The organism is Roseixanthobacter glucoisosaccharinicivorans (genome assembly GCF_043195095.2).
In the GTDB taxonomy this organism is placed as follows: domain Bacteria; phylum Pseudomonadota; class Alphaproteobacteria; order Rhizobiales; family Xanthobacteraceae; genus NCEH01.
In genome coordinates, this window is sequence record NZ_CM195538.1 from 790153 (window position 1) to 805135 (window position 14983).

Here is a 14983-nt window from a genome sequence, read left to right on the forward strand (position 1 = left end):
AGTTAGTAGGTCCCGAGCGCCTTCAGCAGCCGCGCGGGGGTCATGGGGATCTGCGTGATGGAGGCATTGAACGGGGCGATGGCGTCGTTCACCGCGTTCAGCGCCGCGGCGGAGGCCGCCGCCGTGCCGGCTTCACCGCAGCCCTTGGCGCCGAGCTCGGTGTCCTTGGTCGGTGTTTCCAAATGGTCGATGAGGATGTCCGGCATCTCGCACGACATGGGCACGAGGTAATCGGCCAGCGAGCCGTTCGTGAGCTGGCCGCTCTCGTCGTACAGGCATTCCTCGTAGAAGGCCGCGCCCAGCCCCTGCACCACGCCGCCGCGCACTTGTTCTTCCACCAGCAGCGGATTGATGATGCGGCCGCAATCCTCCACCACGAAATGCTTGAGGATCTTTACGAGGCCGGTCTCGACATCCACCTCCACATGGCAGCCGTGGATGCCGTTGGTGAAGGCGAAGGGATAGCCCTGCGGCGCGTAATGATGGACCGCCGAGAGCTGGGCATTGGTGCCGGCGGGCAGCGTATCGGAGCGGAAATAGGCGATGCGTGCCACTTCCGCGAGGCTGATGCGCGCCTGCCCGGTGGCGCGCTCGACAATCTCGCCGTTCACGAGGTCCAGCGCGTCGGGCTGGGCCTGGAGGATGGCGGCGGCGACGGCGAGCACGTTGCCCTTGAGCTTGCGCGCCGCCTGCAGCGCGGTTTCCCCGCCGATGCCGGCGCCCCGGCAGGCCCAGGTGGCTCCGCCATGGGGCGTCACCTCGGTATCGCCGGTGATCACCCGCACGATGTCGCGCGAGACGCCGAGATAATCGGCGACGATCTGGCCCATGATGGTCTCGGTGCCCTGGCCCTGCTCGGTCACCGAAATCAGGCAGCGCACCTCGCCGGAAGGCGTGATCTTCACGATGGCGCCGTCCTGCGCCGAGATCCGCGCGCCGCCGATGCCGTAGAAGGCCGGGCTCGGATTGGTAATTTCCACGAAGGCGGCGATGCCGATGCCGCGATGAATGCCGCGCGCGCGGGCCTCGGCCTGATCGGCGCGCAGACGCTCGTACTCCATCAGCGTGTGCAGCTTGGCGAGGCAGGCCTGATGGGAGAGCGCCTCGAACCTGTAGCCGGTAGCGGAGGCGCAGGGGTAGGCATCGTCGGCGATCATGTTCCGGGCACGCACCGCGAAGGGATCGAGCCCGGCCTTCTGCCCGGCCAGATCCACCAGCCGCTCGGTGACCGCGCAGGCGATGGGATGGCCGACCGCGCGATACTGGCTGGTCTGCACCTTGTTCTGGAACAGCACTTTGAGGTCCGCGCGATAGCCGGCGAGCCTATAGGGCGCGCCGATCAGGCGGATCACCTGGTTGCCCTCCACCGCGCTGGTGCGGGGATAGGTGGAGAAGGCGCCGACGGCGGTCTCATCCTCCACATCCATGGCGAGGATGGTGCCGTCCGCCGCCACGGCGGCGCGCGCCTTCACGCGGTGGTCGCGGGCGTGGATGTCGGAGACGAAGGCTTCCGTGCGGTCGGCGACGAACTTCACCGGCCGTCCGAGCATCATGGAGAGCCCGACCACCGCCATGTCCTCGTGATAGACATGCAGCTTCACGCCGAACGAGCCGCCCACATCCGGCGCGATCACCCGCACGCAGGATTCGGCGATGCCGTAATGGCGAGCGTAGAGATCCTGGAACTGATAGGGCGTCTGCGTCGCGTGATGGACGGTCAGGCGCTCCTCGCTCGGGTCGTAATCGGCGATGATGGCGCGCGGCTCCAGCGTGACGCCGGTGTGGCGGCCGAAGCGGAATTCGCCTTCCACCACATGGGCGGCGGTGGCGAAGATGTCGTCCACGCCGCCGGTGTCGAGGCCGGCACGGAAACACATGTTGTCGGAAAGCTCGGGAGAGACGCGCGGCGCGCCCTCGGCCTGGGCCATGTCGAGGTCGGTGACCGGCGGCAATTCCTCGAAGGTGATGGCGACCATTTCCGCCGCGTCCTCGGCGAGCGCGCGGGTATCGGCCACCACAGCCACCACCGCCTGCCCGGCCCACACGGCGCGCTCCAGCGGCAGCGGCAATTGGGGCGGGGATTTCATGCCTTTGAAATGGTCGAGCGTTCCCACCCAGGGCGTGCAGAGCCGCGCGAGGTCCGCCCCGGTGGCGACGAGGCGCACGCCCGGCATGGCCTGCGCCGCGGCGATGTCCACATCCGCGATCCGGGCGTGGGCATAGGGGCTGCGCACGAAGGCGGCATGCAGCATGCGCGGCAAGGTGATGTCGGTGACATAGCGCCCGCGCCCCGCCAGCAGCCGCTTGGCATTGGGCCGCGACAGGGGCTGGCCCACATGGCCCGGCCGGTCGAACGTCTTGGTCGGCGCGTTCATGGGCGCACCTCGCCGGCGGCGCAGCGGCGGGCGGTGGTCTCGATGGCGTCGACGATCGCCTCATAGCCGGTGCAGCGGCAATAATTGCCGGAAAGGGCGTCGCGGATTTCCTCCCGCGTGGGCACGCCGCCCTGTTCCAGCAGGGCATGGGCATTCACCAGCACGCCGGGGGTGCAGAAGCCGCATTGCAGGGCGTTGCGCTGGTGGAAGGCCTGCTGCAGCTCGGCAATGGCGCCGCGCTCGGACAGGCCTTCCACCGTCTCGATCACCGCGCCCTCGGCCTGCACGGCGAGGACGAGGCAGGAATGGACGGGAACGCCGTCCATCATCACCAGGCAAGCGCCGCAGGCGCCCATCTCGCAGCCCGTATGGGTGCCGGTGAGTTCGAGATCGAGCCGCAGGAAATCGGCGAGCGTGGTGCGCGGCGCGACGGCGCGTGCCACCTCGACGCCATTGACAGTGAGGGCGAGGGGAACGGGGGCGCTCATGTGGGGGAACTCACGGTTTGCAGCAGCCGGCCCAGCAGCACGCGCGCCAGGTGGCGCCGCATGGCGGGCGGCAGGTGCTCGTCCTCGGCGGGGTCCAGCTCGGCGTCGATCAGGCCCTGGACCTGGGCGATCAGCGCCGCGTCGATGACCTGCCCGGCGAGCGCGGCTTCCACGCTTTTAAGCCGCACCGGCGTCGCGGCGACGGAGAAGAAGGCGATGCGGATGTCGCCGACGCGCCCGTCCTCCTCGAACGTGCCCTGGATGCCGGCGCCGACCATGGCGTAGTCGCCCCGGCGGCGGGTCAGTTCGTCGAACGCCCAGCGATGGCGCGGGCCGACGCTCGGCACATGCAGCGCCACGAGGATGTCGCCGGGTTCGAGCGCGGTCTGGTAGAGGTCCTGGAAATAATCGTCCGCCGGCACGAGGCGGGTGCCCGAGGCGCCGAAGATTTCCATCTGCGCGTTCATGGCCAGCATCATGGCGGGAAATTCGGAGGCGGGGTCAGCCAGCGCCACGCTGCCGCCGAGGGTGCCGCGATTGCGGATCGCCGGATGCGCCACATAAGGCGCGGCCTGCGCCAGCAAGGGCGCATGGCGGGCGATCAAAGGTTCGGTGAGCATCTGGGCGTGCCGGGTGAGGCCGCCGATGCGCAGCATGTCGCCTTCCAGCGTGACCCCGCGCATGTCCGGGACGCCGGCGAGATCCACCAGGATTTCGGGCGCCTGGAGCCGCAGCGCCAGCGCCGGCACGAGGCTCTGCCCACCGGAAATATAACTCGCGTCTCCCCCTTGCGCGAACGCCGCATAGGCGTCGGCCAGGGTCTGAGCGCGGACATAGCTGAAGGCGCGAGCTTTCACGCGCAAACTCCCGTGGCGTTTTCCTCTTGCGGATTTTGTAACCGCTTGGTCACAAAATAGGCCTCGATTGCGGGCGCTTGTCAACAAGAAGTGACCATTTGGTCATTTTCTCTGTTTGGGCTATCGGTGAGTTCGCCCGCGCGCCGCGGCACCAGTCAGGAGTCGAAAGGTTTGGAGAAGGGCGCATCGCCTCGCAGAAAGGCCGTCACGGCCGACGCGTCAGCTTCCGCGCGGACACGCAGTGGGCCGCCCGGCCCCGAGGTTGCGCCCGAGGTGATGGCGCAGGCGGCGCCCGTCGATGCGGCGAAGGTGCGCCCCAGGCGCCGCAACATGCGCGCCGCCGATCGCGAGCTGGCCATCGTCGAGGAAGCCGCCCGCTTCTTCGCCGAGCACGGCTTCGAGGGGCAGACCCGCGAGCTGGCGAAGCGCATGGGCATCACCCATTCCGCCATCTATCGCCATTTTCCCAGCAAGGAAGCGCTGATCGAGCGCGTGTACGAGCACGTCTATCTCAGCCGCTGGAATCCGGATTGGGAACGTCTGGTCAAGGATCGCAGCCATTCGCTCGAAGAGCGGCTGATCGCCTTCTATCTGCAATATGTCGAGAAGGTCTTCGATTATCAGTGGGTGCGAATCTTCGTCTTTTCAGGACTGAAGTCGTTCGACATCACGAAGCGCTATCTCACCATCGTGCGCGACCTCATCATCCTGCCGGCCTGCGCGGAGCTGCGACACGATCTCGGCCTGCCGTCGCCGCGGGAGACGCCCATCGGCGAGCGGGAGGCGGAGATGTTCTGGGGCCTCCACGGGCGCATCTTCTATCTCGCCATCCGCCGCTTCGTGTATGGCACGCCGACCCCCGACAGCCTCGACGACGTGGTGCGCGATGCCGTGAAAAGCTTCCTGCACGGCGCCAGCTTCACCATGCGGGGCATCGTCGAAGGCTCGGCTAATGCGGCAGAATCGGGCGAAGCGGGCGCGGGCCTTGGCGCCGCGAAGGGCGGGCAGTACTAAAGCTTCGCCGCGCATGACGAGGAAGCTGGGAAGCTGAGGCTATGAATATCTGGACCTCGATCGTCGCCACCTTCGCGCTGATGCTCCTCGCGGCGGGCGCGGGCAGCGTGTTGGCGCGGCGATTGCCCGAGGCCTGGCTTGGGGAAGGCTCCATCATGAGCCTGAAGGCAAGCATGGCGATGGTTTCCACCATGTCCGCCCTGTTGCTGGGCCTGATGGTCAATTCGGCGCGCTACAATTACAGTGAAGCCTATTCGGACGTGCAGAAATACGCCGCGAGCATCCAGTTGACGGACCTGGAACTGCTCAATTATGGCCCGGCCGCCTGTGATCTGCGCCACACGTTGCAGGAATACGGCCAGCAGCTGCTGGCCGAAACCTGGCAGAACAACGCTGATTTTTCTGCGGCACGCACGGACGGGTCCGCCTTGAAGGTGATCCTGCGGCTTGATTCGCAGGTGCGCGCGCTGGAGCCGAGCACCGAAAGCGAGAAGCAGGCACGCCTCTCCCTGCTCGCCTTCGCCCATCAGCTGGTCGAATACCGTTGGAAAGTCTCGGGCCTCGCGCGCACCGCGACCCCCACGATCTTCATCGCCGTGGTGATCTGCTGGTTTTCGCTGATCTTCCTGTATCTCGGGGTGTTCGCGCCGCGCAATCCGCTGGTTGCCGTTGGGCATGTGCTCGCGATGATCGCGATTTCCGCCGCCATCTTCCTGGTGATCGAGATGGGCGAGCCGTTCGACGGCCTGATCCAGGTTTCGCCGGGGCCGCTGGTGCGGCTGCTCCATCGCATGGAGGCCGAGCCCTGCCCGGCGCCGCTCACGCCTGCGGCGCAGCCGGGCTGAGGCGCACCCGGGGGCGCGCGCCGCATCCAGGCCGGGGCGGGAGAAGCCCCGCCCCGTTCCCGTCCTCACATATTGGGATAGTTCGGCCCGCCGCCGCCTTCCGGGGCGGTCCAGGTGATGTTCTGGTTCGGGTCCTTGATGTCGCAGGTCTTGCAGTGGACGCAGTTCTGCGCGTTGATCTGGAAGCGCGGCGCGTCCGCGCCCTCCTCGATCCACTCATAGACGCCGGCCGGGCAATATCGGTTGGACGGGCCGGCGTAGATGTCGTGCTCGGAAGACTTCTGCAGCGCCATGTCCTTCACCACCAGATGGACCTGCTGGTCTTCCTCGTGATTGGTGTTGGAGATGAAGACCGAGGACAATTTGTCGAAGGTCAGCACGCCATCCGGCTTGGGATAGGCGATCTTCTTGCACTGCGCCGCCGGCTTCAGGCTCGCCGCGTCGGTCTTGCCGTGCTTCAGCGTGCCGAACAGGGAAAAGCCGAAGGTGTTGGTCCACATGTCCAGCGCGCCGAGGCCGATGCCGATGAAGGTGCCGAACCTGGACCACAGCGGCTTCACGTTGCGCACCTTCTTCAGGTCCGCGCCGATGGCCGAGGAGCGCCAGGCATTCTCATAGGTGATCAGCTCGTCGTGGCTGCGCCCTTCGGCGAGCACCGGGGCGAGATGGTCGGCAGCGAGAATGCCGGAGAGCACCGCATTGTGGCTGCCCTTGATGCGCGGCACGTTCACGAAGCCGGCCGCGCAGCCCACCAGCACACCGCCGGGGAAGGAGAGCTTCGGCACGCTCTGATACCCGCCCTCGGTGATGGCGCGCGCGCCATAGGAGATGCGCTTTGCGCCCTCGAAGGTGTCGCGGAAGGTGGGATGGGTCTTGAAGCGCTGGAATTCGTCGAACGGGGAAAGATAGGGGTTCTGGTAATTGAGATGGACCACGAAGCCCACCATCACCTGCTCGTCCTCCATGTGATAGAGGAACGCACCGCCGCCGGTGGAATTGCCGAGCGGCCAGCCGAAGGCGTGCTGCACCAGGCCGGGATGGTGCTTTTCCTTCTTCACCTTCCACAATTCCTTCAGCCCGATGCCGTACTTGCCCGGCTCCTTGCCGGCATCGAGGGCGTATTTCGCGATCAATTGCTTGGTGAGATGGCCGCGCGCGCCTTCCGCGAACACGGTGTAGCGGCCGCGCAATTCCATGCCGCGGGTGAATTCGCCCTTGGGCTTGCCGTGCTTGTCCACGCCCATGTCGCCGGTGGCGATGCCGATCACCGCGCCCTTCTCGTCATAGAGAATCTCGTCGGCGGCAAAGCCGGGGTAGATCTCCACCCCCAGCGCCTCGGCCTTCTGCGCCAGCCAGCGGCAGACATTGCCCAGCGAGCCGACATAATTGCCGTGGTTGTTCATCAGCGGCGGCATGGCGAAATTGGGCAGCTTTACCCCGCCGGCCGGACCGAGCAGATAGAAATGATCCTCGCTCACCTGGGTCACCAGGGGGGCGTCAGCCTCGGCGCGCCAGTCGGGAAACAGCAGGTCGAGGCCGATCGGGTCCACCACCGCGCCGGAGAGGATGTGGGCGCCGACTTCGGACCCCTTCTCCACCACCACGACGGAAATCTCCTCGCCGCGCTCGGCGGAGAGCTGCTTGAGGCGAATGGCCGTGGCAAGCCCGGCGGGGCCTGCCCCCACGACGACCACGTCGTAGTCCATGCCTTCGCGTTCCGGCAGTTCCGCCTCGCTCATTGATCGCTCCCGCATACGTCAATCTTTTATCCTTGGAGTTCTTCCACGGTTGGAGCGTTCTGACAATTCGCTCCGGCACGCGTCAGCTTCGCGCAGGGGGGAACTAGGGGCCTTTTCCGGCGCACGGCGGGACTGTGCCATGCCCGATCATTGCGTTCCCTCCGCGCCCGTTCCGCTTTATTCTGGCGGCTCCTCATTCCACCCGGTGCCCATGGCTTCCTCCTCCCTCGACGACTGGCGCGACATCCTGGCCTTCCATCTGGAGGCGGGGGTGGACGTGGCCCTCGGCGAAACGCCGGTGGATCGCTTTGCCGAAAGCGCGACGGCCCAGGCGGCGGCCGCGGCCGCGCGGGGGCAGGGCACGCCGGCCCGTGGCGCGCCGGGCGGTGCCGGCTCTCCGCGTCCGGCGGTTCAGCCGCACTCCGTCTCCGCTCACGGCCGCCCCGCCCCATCCGAGCCGGGACAGGCGGCGGCGAGAGCTGCCGCGCGCGCCTCAGGCGGCGCTTCCAGCCATCCACCGGCCGTGCCGACACTCTCGGCGGCGCCGCCCGACATGGCGGAAATGGCCGCGCGGGACATGGCGCATGCGGCGGCGACGCTGGAGGAGCTGCGCGCCATCATGGAGGTGTTCGACGGCTGCCCCTTGAAGCGCACCGCCACCCGCATGGTGTTCGCCGACGGCAATCCCGACGCGCGCATCATGTTCGTGGGCGAAGCGCCGGGCCGCGACGAGGATGAGCAGGGACTCCCCTTTGTCGGCCGCTCGGGGCGTCTGCTGGATCTGATGCTCGGCGCCATCGGGCTTGATCGCACCAGCGCCTATATCGCCAATGTGATTCCCTGGCGTCCGCCGGGTAACCGCACGCCGACGCCCCAGGAAACCGCCATCTGCCTGCCCTTCATCCGCCGCCAGATCCAGCTGGCGGACCCCGATATCGTGGTCTGTCTCGGCGGTCCCTCGGCCCAGGCGCTGCTGGCGGTGAGCGAGGGCATCACCCGGATTCGCGGAAAATTGGTGGATTATGATACCGGCACCCGCGTCATTCGCGCGCTGCCGACCTTTCACCCCGCCTATCTGCTGCGCACGCCTTTGGGCAAGCGGCTGGTGTGGCGCGATCTGCTGGCGGTTGAAGCCCTGTTGGCCCAAAGCGGCGGAAAATCCGGCTGAGGCGGCGCGCGCCTCATTTTGGGCAGCTGTCCGACCCGATCAGAGATCGGCGGATTCGTAAGAGCCGGTCATCGGTGCGCTGACCAGCGAAGAGTTGCGATAGCGCGGATCATCAGTCACTTCCTCGCCGATCCAGGGCGGCAAGGCGACCTGTTCCGTGGGATCGGCCAGCTCGATCTCCGCCACGACGAGGCCCTTGTTGGCAGCCTCGAACACGTCGACGGTCCAGACCTTGCCGGCGAAATCCACCTCGTAGCGGGTCTTCTCGATCAGCGGCTTCATGCATTGCTCGGCAAGCATCAGCTCGGCATGGTCGAGGGGGATTTCATATTCGAATTCCGGCCGGGACATGCCTTCCGTGCGGCCCTTCACCGTAATGAAGGCTTTCTCGCCCGCGCGGCGGATGCGCACCGTGCATTCGGGGCCGATGCACAAATACCCTTGGGAGAAGCGTGCGCCGCGAGCATCCTCGCGCCAGGCGTCGGACGTGACCAAAAACTTCCGTTCGACTTCGACGGGCATGCGCGATCCTGATAGCCGATCGGCGAAGTCTCCCGCATCTCCGTCGAAGACGCTATCTCAAAAGCCTTGCGGCCTGCGCACAGAAGAATGACTGCGTCCAAAATGGCGCGCTTTGACTATTTTATAAGACAAAATCTCAAGCCTTTCCGCGCGCTCAGGTTTTGATTTTTCCCAAAGCGCGCGGGGATTGCTGGCCGGGATGCGCGCGCGCCGCCCGGCCGAGAGCGATCAGCCCTGCGGGCCGTCGAACTTGCTCGGCGGATTGGTGTCCCCGATGGTCGTGACCCGCATAATGTTGGTGGTGCCGGGCTTGGCGAACGGCACGCCGGCGGTGATCGCCAGGCGATCGCCGGGGCGGCCGAGATCTTCTTCCACGGCGATCCGCACTGCCGTATCCACCATCTCGCCGAATGAATGAATATCCTCGTCCATATGCACCGCATGGACGCCGTAGGAGAGCGCGAGCCGCCGAGCGGTCTCCAGGCTGGTGGTGATGCCGAGGATCGGCATGGGCGGGCGCTCGCGCGCGGCGCGCAGGGCCGTAGTGCCGGAGAGCGTGTAGGCGACCAAAGCGGAGGCATCCACCGCGATGGCGGTCTGGTAGGTCGCCTTCGTCACCGCGTCGCCGATGGTCTTGCCCCATTCGGCCTGGGTGGCGTCGAGCGTCTGGCGATAGCCGGGGTCGCGCTCCACGTGGCGGATGATGTCGTCCATGAAGGAGACGGCCTCCACCGGATATTGCCCGGCCGCGCTCTCGGCCGAGAGCATCACGCAATCCGCGCCCTCATAGACGGCGGTGGCGACGTCGGAGACTTCCGCGCGGGTGGGGACCGGCGCTGTGATCATGCTTTCCAGCATCTGAGTCGCGACGATCACCGGCTTTCCGTAGCGGCGGGATTCCGCGATCATGCGCTTCTGGATCGCCGGGATCTCGGGCAGGGAGAGTTCGACGCCGAGATCGCCGCGCGCCACCATGATCGAGTCGGAGAGCTTCACCAGCTCGGTGAGATGTTCCACCGCCGCCGGCTTCTCCATCTTCAGCATGATGGCGGCGCCGCGATCACCGATCAGCGCGCGCGCCTCATGGATGTCGTCGGGCCGCTGCACGAACGAGAGCGCGATCCACTCGACGCCGAGATTGCAGGCGAAATCCAGGTCCTTGCGGTCCTTCTCCGTCAGCGGAGAGAGCGGCAGGACCACGTCGGGAATGTTGAAGCCCTTGTTGTTGGAAAGCCGCGTGCCGCTGATGACCTGCGCATCCAGCCAGCCGGGGCCCTTGGCCACCACCTTCAGGCGTACCTTGCCATCGTCGCACAGCACGGTGGAGCCGATGACCAGCGCCTCGATGATGTCGGGATGGGGGATCGGCACGCGGTTCTCATCGCCCAGCCTTTCAACGTCCGCGTCGAAGCGCAGCACTTTGCCGGGCGCGAAGGTGATGGCGTTGTCGGTGAACTTGCCGAGGCGCAGCTTGGGGCCCTGAAGATCGGCGATGACCCCGATGGGGCGGCCGACCTCTTGCTCCAGCTTGCGGATGCGGGCGAGCACCTCGCCGTGGTTTTCCTGAGTGCCGTGGCTGAAGTTGAGGCGGAACACATCCACCCCGGCCAGGAACAATTCCTTCAGCTTTTCCGGGCTGTTGGAGGCGGGCCCGACGGTCGCCACGATCTTGGTGGCACGCGCGCGCTTCGTCGACATTCTCGTCTCCTCCCGATGATGCGCGCGGTTTGCCGCCCGCTGATCTGTTTCCGTCCGCTGGCTGCGGCTTCTGAAGCATTTGGGCGAGGCCATCGCCTTTGTGGCGACGCCCTCTTTGGGCCTGCCCCGATTGGCCGGGGGTATCGCATTTACATAAAGGCCTTAGCCGAAAGTTCTATGACTTTCGGCTAAGCTTGGTCGTTTTCACGCGACGTCGTGATTGGCCAGCAGTTCCAGCGCCTGCACCATGGCGGAATGGTCCAGCTTGCCGCCGCCACGGGCCGCAACCGCGTTGAACAATTCCTGCGCGGTGGCGGTGTTGGGCAGCGCGATCTGCAGCGCCCGCGCCGAGGACAGCGCGAGGTTCAAGTCCTTCTGGTGCAGCTCGATGCGGAAGCCGGGGGCGAAATTGCGCTTCACGATGCGCTCGCCGTGCACTTCCAGGATGCGCGAATTGGCGAAGCCGCCCATCAGCGCCTGGCGCACCTTGGCCGGGTCGGCGCCGGCCTTGGAGGCGAACAGCAGGGCCTCGCTCACCGCTTCGATGGTGAGGGCGACGATGATCTGGTTCGCGACCTTGGTGGTCTGCCCGTCGCCATTGCCGCCGACGAGGGTGATGTTCTTGCCCATCTTCTCGAACAGGGGCTTCACCTTCTCGAAGGCGGCATCGGGGCCGCCGACCATGATGGTGAGCGAGGCGGCCTTGGCGCCCACGTCGCCGCCGGAGACCGGAGCGTCAAGATAATCGCAGCCGAGCGCGTTGATCTTTTCCGCGAACTTCTTGGTCTCCACCGGCGAGATGGAGCTCATGTCCACCACGATCTTGCCGGCGGTCAGGCCCTCGGCGACGCCGCCCTTGCCGAACAGGGCTTCGTCCACGTGCGGCGTATCGGGCACCATGAGGATGATGATGTCGGAATTCTTCGCCACTTCGGCCGAGGAGGCGACGGCGGTCGCGCCCTTGTCGGTGATTTCGGCGGGGATCTTGAACACGTCATAGACGAACAGCTTGTGCCCGGCATCGACAAGGTGGCCGGCCATGGGGGTGCCCATGATGCCGAGACCGATGAAACCCACGTTCATGTGCGTATCTCCTGGATTGGTTTCACCCCCGCCGGGCGGGGCAGGGATGTTTGATTTGCGGCCGGAGCCGAGGTGTCCGGCCTGCGGACGGCTTACTGATAATCCTTGATCCAGCCGATGCCTTCATCGGTGGTGGTCTTGGGCTTGTATTCGCAGCCGATCCAGCCGGTGTAGCCGGCCTCGTCGATGGCTTTCAGCACGAACGGATAATTGATCTCGCCGGTGCCCGGCTCGCCACGCCCGGGATTGTCCGCCAGCTGGATGTGCTTGATGCGGGGCAGGTTGGCGCGGATGGTGGGGACGAGATCGCCCTCCATGATCTGCATGTGGTAGATGTCGTACTGGAAGAAGATGTCGTCCGCGCCGACTTCGTCGAACAGCGCCAGCGCCTGCTTGGTGTTGGTCAGGTAAAAGCCGGGAATGTCGCGGGTGTTGATGGCTTCCGCCACGAACGGGATGCCCGCCTTCTTGAGTTCCGCGGCCGCGAACTTGAGGTTCGACACCAGGGTCTCGTGCACCTTCTCGGCCGGCACGTCCTTGGGGGTGAGGCCCACCAGCACGTTCAGCGTCTGCGTGCCCAGCACCTTGGCATATTCGATGCCCTTGCCGACGCTGTCCTGGAATTCGCCGACCCGGTCCGGCAGCACGGCGAGGCCGCGCTCGCCCTTGGCCCAATCACCGGCGGGCAGGTTGTGGAGCGCCTGGGTCAGGCCGTTTTCCTTGAGCTTCTCGGCGAGCTGCTCGGCGGGATAGGCATAGGGGAACAGATACTCGACGCCCTTGAAGCCCACCGACGCCGCCTTGGCGAAGCGTTCGGTGAAATCAAGCTCGTTCCAGAGCATTGTGAGATTCGCTGCGAGTTTGGGCATTCACCTCTCCGCTGGCTTAGCCTGGCCTTTTGGACGTTTGCGCTCAACTCCCCGACGGACGGCAGATCCGAACCGGGTTGGTCTCTGGGTGGGCGGTCCTGGCCGCACCGCGCACCGGCACCGTCGCGCGGGCGGGCAGGGGCGGCGGGCCTTTTCTTCCGGTGGTCTCGTCGGTCGGTTTTGTCGTCGGTCTTCGGAGCGATGTGCGCGGCGCCGGGTGGACCCGCTGCCGCCGCCATCGCCCGCCACGCGCGCAGCCGGAGGGAACCGGCTACGGCAGGGCGGAGCAAAGCTTTAGCAGATCACTCGGCCGGCTCAACCTGCCGCACCTGGTCCACGGGCACGTCGAGGATGTCCTCGAACTCGTTGACCTTGTCGATCTCGACGCCCATGGCGATGTTGGTGACGCGCTCCAGGATGAATTCCAGCACCACCGGCACCTGATGTTCCTGCATCAGTTTCTCGGCATTGATGAAGGCATCCTTGAACTCGTTCGGCGTGCGCACGCGGATCGCCTTGCAGCCGAGGCCCTCGGCCACCGCCACGTGATCCACGCCATAGGCGCCGATCTCTTCCGAATTGATGTTGTCGAACGAGAGCGAGACTTCGAAATCCATCTCGAAGCCGCGCTGCGCCTGGCGGATCAGCCCGAGGTAGGAATTGTTCACCACCACGTGCAGATAGGGCAGCTTGTGCTGGGCACCCACGGCCAGTTCCTCGATCAGGAACTGGAAGTCGTAATCGCCCGAGAGCGCGACGATCTTGGCGTCCGGCCGGGCGGCGCGCACGCCGAGGGCGGCGGGAAGGGTCCAGCCGAGCGGGCCGGCCTGGCCGCAATTGATCCAGTGGCGCGGATTGTAGACGTTCAGGAACTGCGCGCCGGCGATCTGCGACAGGCCGATGGTGGTGACATAGGTGACATCGCGGCCGAGCGCCTCGTTCATCTCCTCATAGACGCGCTGCGGCTTCAGCGGCACGTTGTCGAAGTGCGACTTGCGCAGCATGGTCTGCTTACGCATGAGGCATTCGTCCGCCCATTTGGAGAAGTCGGGCAGCTTGCCGGCGGCCTTCCATTCCTTGGCGATCTCGACGAACAGCGCCAGCGCCGCCTTGGCGTCGGAGACGATGCCGAAATCCGGCCCGAACACGCGGCCGATCTGGGTCGGCTCGATGTCCACGTGCACGAACTTGCGTCCCTTGGTGTAGACCTCGACCGAGCCGGTGTGGCGGTTCGCCCAGCGGTTGCCGATGCCGAGCACGAAGTCGGAGGCCAGCATGTTCGCATTGCCGTAGCGATGCGAGGTCTGCAGGCCGCACATGCCGGCCATCAGCGGATGGTCGTCCGGGATGGTGCCCCAGCCCATGAGGGTGGGGATGACCGGCACGCCGGTGACTTCGGCCAGTTCCACCAGCAGGTCGGAGGCGTCCGCATTGATGATGCCGCCGCCGGCGACGATCAGCGGGCGCTCGGACGAGAGCAGGAATTCGAGGCCCTTCTCGGCCTGGGCGCGGGTGGCCTTGGGCTTGTAGACGGGCAGGGGTTCGTAGGTGCTTTCGTCGAATTCGATCTCGGCGAGCTGCACGTCGATGGGCAGGTCGATCAGCACCGGGCCGGGACGGCCGGAGCGCATGACGTGGAAGGCCTGCTGGAACACCATGGGCACCAGCGCCGGCTCGCGCACAGTCACGGCCCATTTGGTAACCGGCTTGGCGATGGATTCGATGTCCACCGCTTGGAAGTCTTCCTTATAGAGGCGGGCGCGGGGCGCCTGGCCGGTGATGCACAGGATCGGGATCGAATCCGCCGAGGCGGAATAGAGGCCGGTGATCATGTCGGTGCCGGCGGGGCCGGAGGTGCCGATGCACACGCCGATATTGCCGGCGACCGCGCGGGTATAGCCCTCGGCCATGTGGGAGGCGCCTTCCACATGGCGCGCCAGCACGTGGCGGATGGAGCCGCGCAGCTTCATGGCGGAGTAAAGCGGGTTGATGGCTGCGCCGGGCACGCCGAAGGCGCAGGTGATGCCTTCCTTCTCGAGAACGCGGACGGCAGCGTCAATGGCACGCATGCGGGGCATGGTGTCCCTCCCTGTTTCTGAATTGCCCCCTGGATACTCCCCTGCGTTTCGTTCCACTATCGAAGATATGGAACGACATTGATGCCGAAAAGGCAAAGATGGCAAAAAAGCCGTGTCGGCTGAATAGTTTGGCGCTGCAGCATGTGCGCTGCGAAACGCCTTTCCCGAGGCTTGGCCCGCTTCGGCACGCGATGGGGGCCGGATCGGCGCCGGGCCGAGAAACGCGCACCAGCGGCCGGACCCCTGG

At 66.1% G+C, this 14983-nt stretch carries 12 protein-coding genes; 3 read left to right on the top strand and 9 right to left on the bottom strand.

What is annotated here, in order from left to right:
- Window positions 1-2 precede the first annotated feature (2 nt).
- The 3 genes from V5F78_RS03320 to V5F78_RS03330 are packed head-to-tail and all read right to left on the bottom strand — an operon-like array spanning window position 3 to window position 3720.
- Entirely contained in the window at window positions 3-2375 is a 2373-nt protein-coding gene (locus V5F78_RS03320) for a xanthine dehydrogenase family protein molybdopterin-binding subunit (RefSeq protein WP_394066579.1), read from the bottom strand.
- Entirely contained in the window at window positions 2372-2863 is a 492-nt protein-coding gene (locus V5F78_RS03325; protein WP_394041515.1) for a (2Fe-2S)-binding protein, read from the bottom strand. Before V5F78_RS03325 ends, V5F78_RS03320 begins: the two co-directional genes overlap by 4 nt.
- Window positions 2860-3720 (bottom strand): FAD binding domain-containing protein, encoded by an 861-nt coding sequence (locus V5F78_RS03330; protein WP_394066578.1) that lies wholly within the window; start codon window positions 3718-3720, stop codon window positions 2860-2862. The genes V5F78_RS03325 and V5F78_RS03330 overlap by 4 nt, the downstream gene beginning before the upstream one ends.
- Before the next feature lie 330 nt (window positions 3721-4050).
- Here V5F78_RS03330 and V5F78_RS03335 point away from each other — a divergent pair, with 330 nt between their 5' ends.
- The gene (locus tag V5F78_RS03335; protein ID WP_394066576.1) at window positions 4051-4734 is read left to right on the top strand and encodes a TetR/AcrR family transcriptional regulator; all 684 of its coding nucleotides are present in this window, start codon (window positions 4051-4053) and stop codon (window positions 4732-4734) included.
- A 41-nt stretch (window positions 4735-4775) separates the two neighbouring features.
- A complete protein-coding gene (locus V5F78_RS03340; RefSeq protein ID WP_394066574.1) occupies window positions 4776-5579 on the top strand; it encodes a bestrophin-like domain in 804 nt (267 codons plus the stop codon).
- 65 nt (window positions 5580-5644) lie between these two features.
- Here the strand turns inward: V5F78_RS03340 and V5F78_RS03345 are convergent, their stop codons facing one another.
- On the bottom strand, window positions 5645-7318 hold the full coding sequence (locus V5F78_RS03345) for an electron transfer flavoprotein-ubiquinone oxidoreductase (protein ID WP_394066572.1): 1674 nt from the start codon (window positions 7316-7318) through the stop codon (window positions 5645-5647).
- Between the two features lie 211 nt (window positions 7319-7529).
- Here V5F78_RS03345 and V5F78_RS03350 point away from each other — a divergent pair, with 211 nt between their 5' ends.
- Window positions 7530-8486 carry a uracil-DNA glycosylase gene (locus tag V5F78_RS03350; RefSeq protein WP_394066888.1) on the top strand — a complete coding sequence of 319 codons (957 nt, stop codon included), beginning with the start codon at window positions 7530-7532 and terminating at the stop codon, window positions 8484-8486.
- Window positions 8487-8525: 39 nt separating this feature from the next.
- Here V5F78_RS03350 and V5F78_RS03355 read toward each other — a convergent pair whose 3' ends face one another.
- The 5 genes from V5F78_RS03355 to gcl all read right to left on the bottom strand — a co-directional run bounded on the left by V5F78_RS03355 (window position 8526) and on the right by gcl (window position 14736).
- Window positions 8526-9008: a CYTH domain-containing protein gene (locus V5F78_RS03355; RefSeq protein ID WP_394066570.1), complete on the bottom strand. Its 483-nt coding sequence runs from the start codon at window positions 9006-9008 to the stop codon at window positions 8526-8528.
- A 228-nt stretch (window positions 9009-9236) separates the two neighbouring features.
- Entirely contained in the window at window positions 9237-10706 is a 1470-nt protein-coding gene (pyk, locus tag V5F78_RS03360; protein WP_394066569.1) for a pyruvate kinase, read from the bottom strand.
- Window positions 10707-10910: 204 nt separating this feature from the next.
- The gene (gene glxR, locus V5F78_RS03365; protein WP_394066567.1) at window positions 10911-11789 is read right to left on the bottom strand and encodes a 2-hydroxy-3-oxopropionate reductase; all 879 of its coding nucleotides are present in this window, start codon (window positions 11787-11789) and stop codon (window positions 10911-10913) included.
- 92 nt (window positions 11790-11881) lie between these two features.
- On the bottom strand, window positions 11882-12658 hold the full coding sequence (gene hyi, locus V5F78_RS03370) for a hydroxypyruvate isomerase (RefSeq protein ID WP_348847069.1): 777 nt from the start codon (window positions 12656-12658) through the stop codon (window positions 11882-11884).
- A gap of 302 nt (window positions 12659-12960) precedes the next feature.
- A complete protein-coding gene (gene gcl, locus V5F78_RS03375; protein ID WP_394066565.1) occupies window positions 12961-14736 on the bottom strand; it encodes a glyoxylate carboligase in 1776 nt (591 codons plus the stop codon).
- Window positions 14737-14983 lie beyond the last annotated feature (247 nt).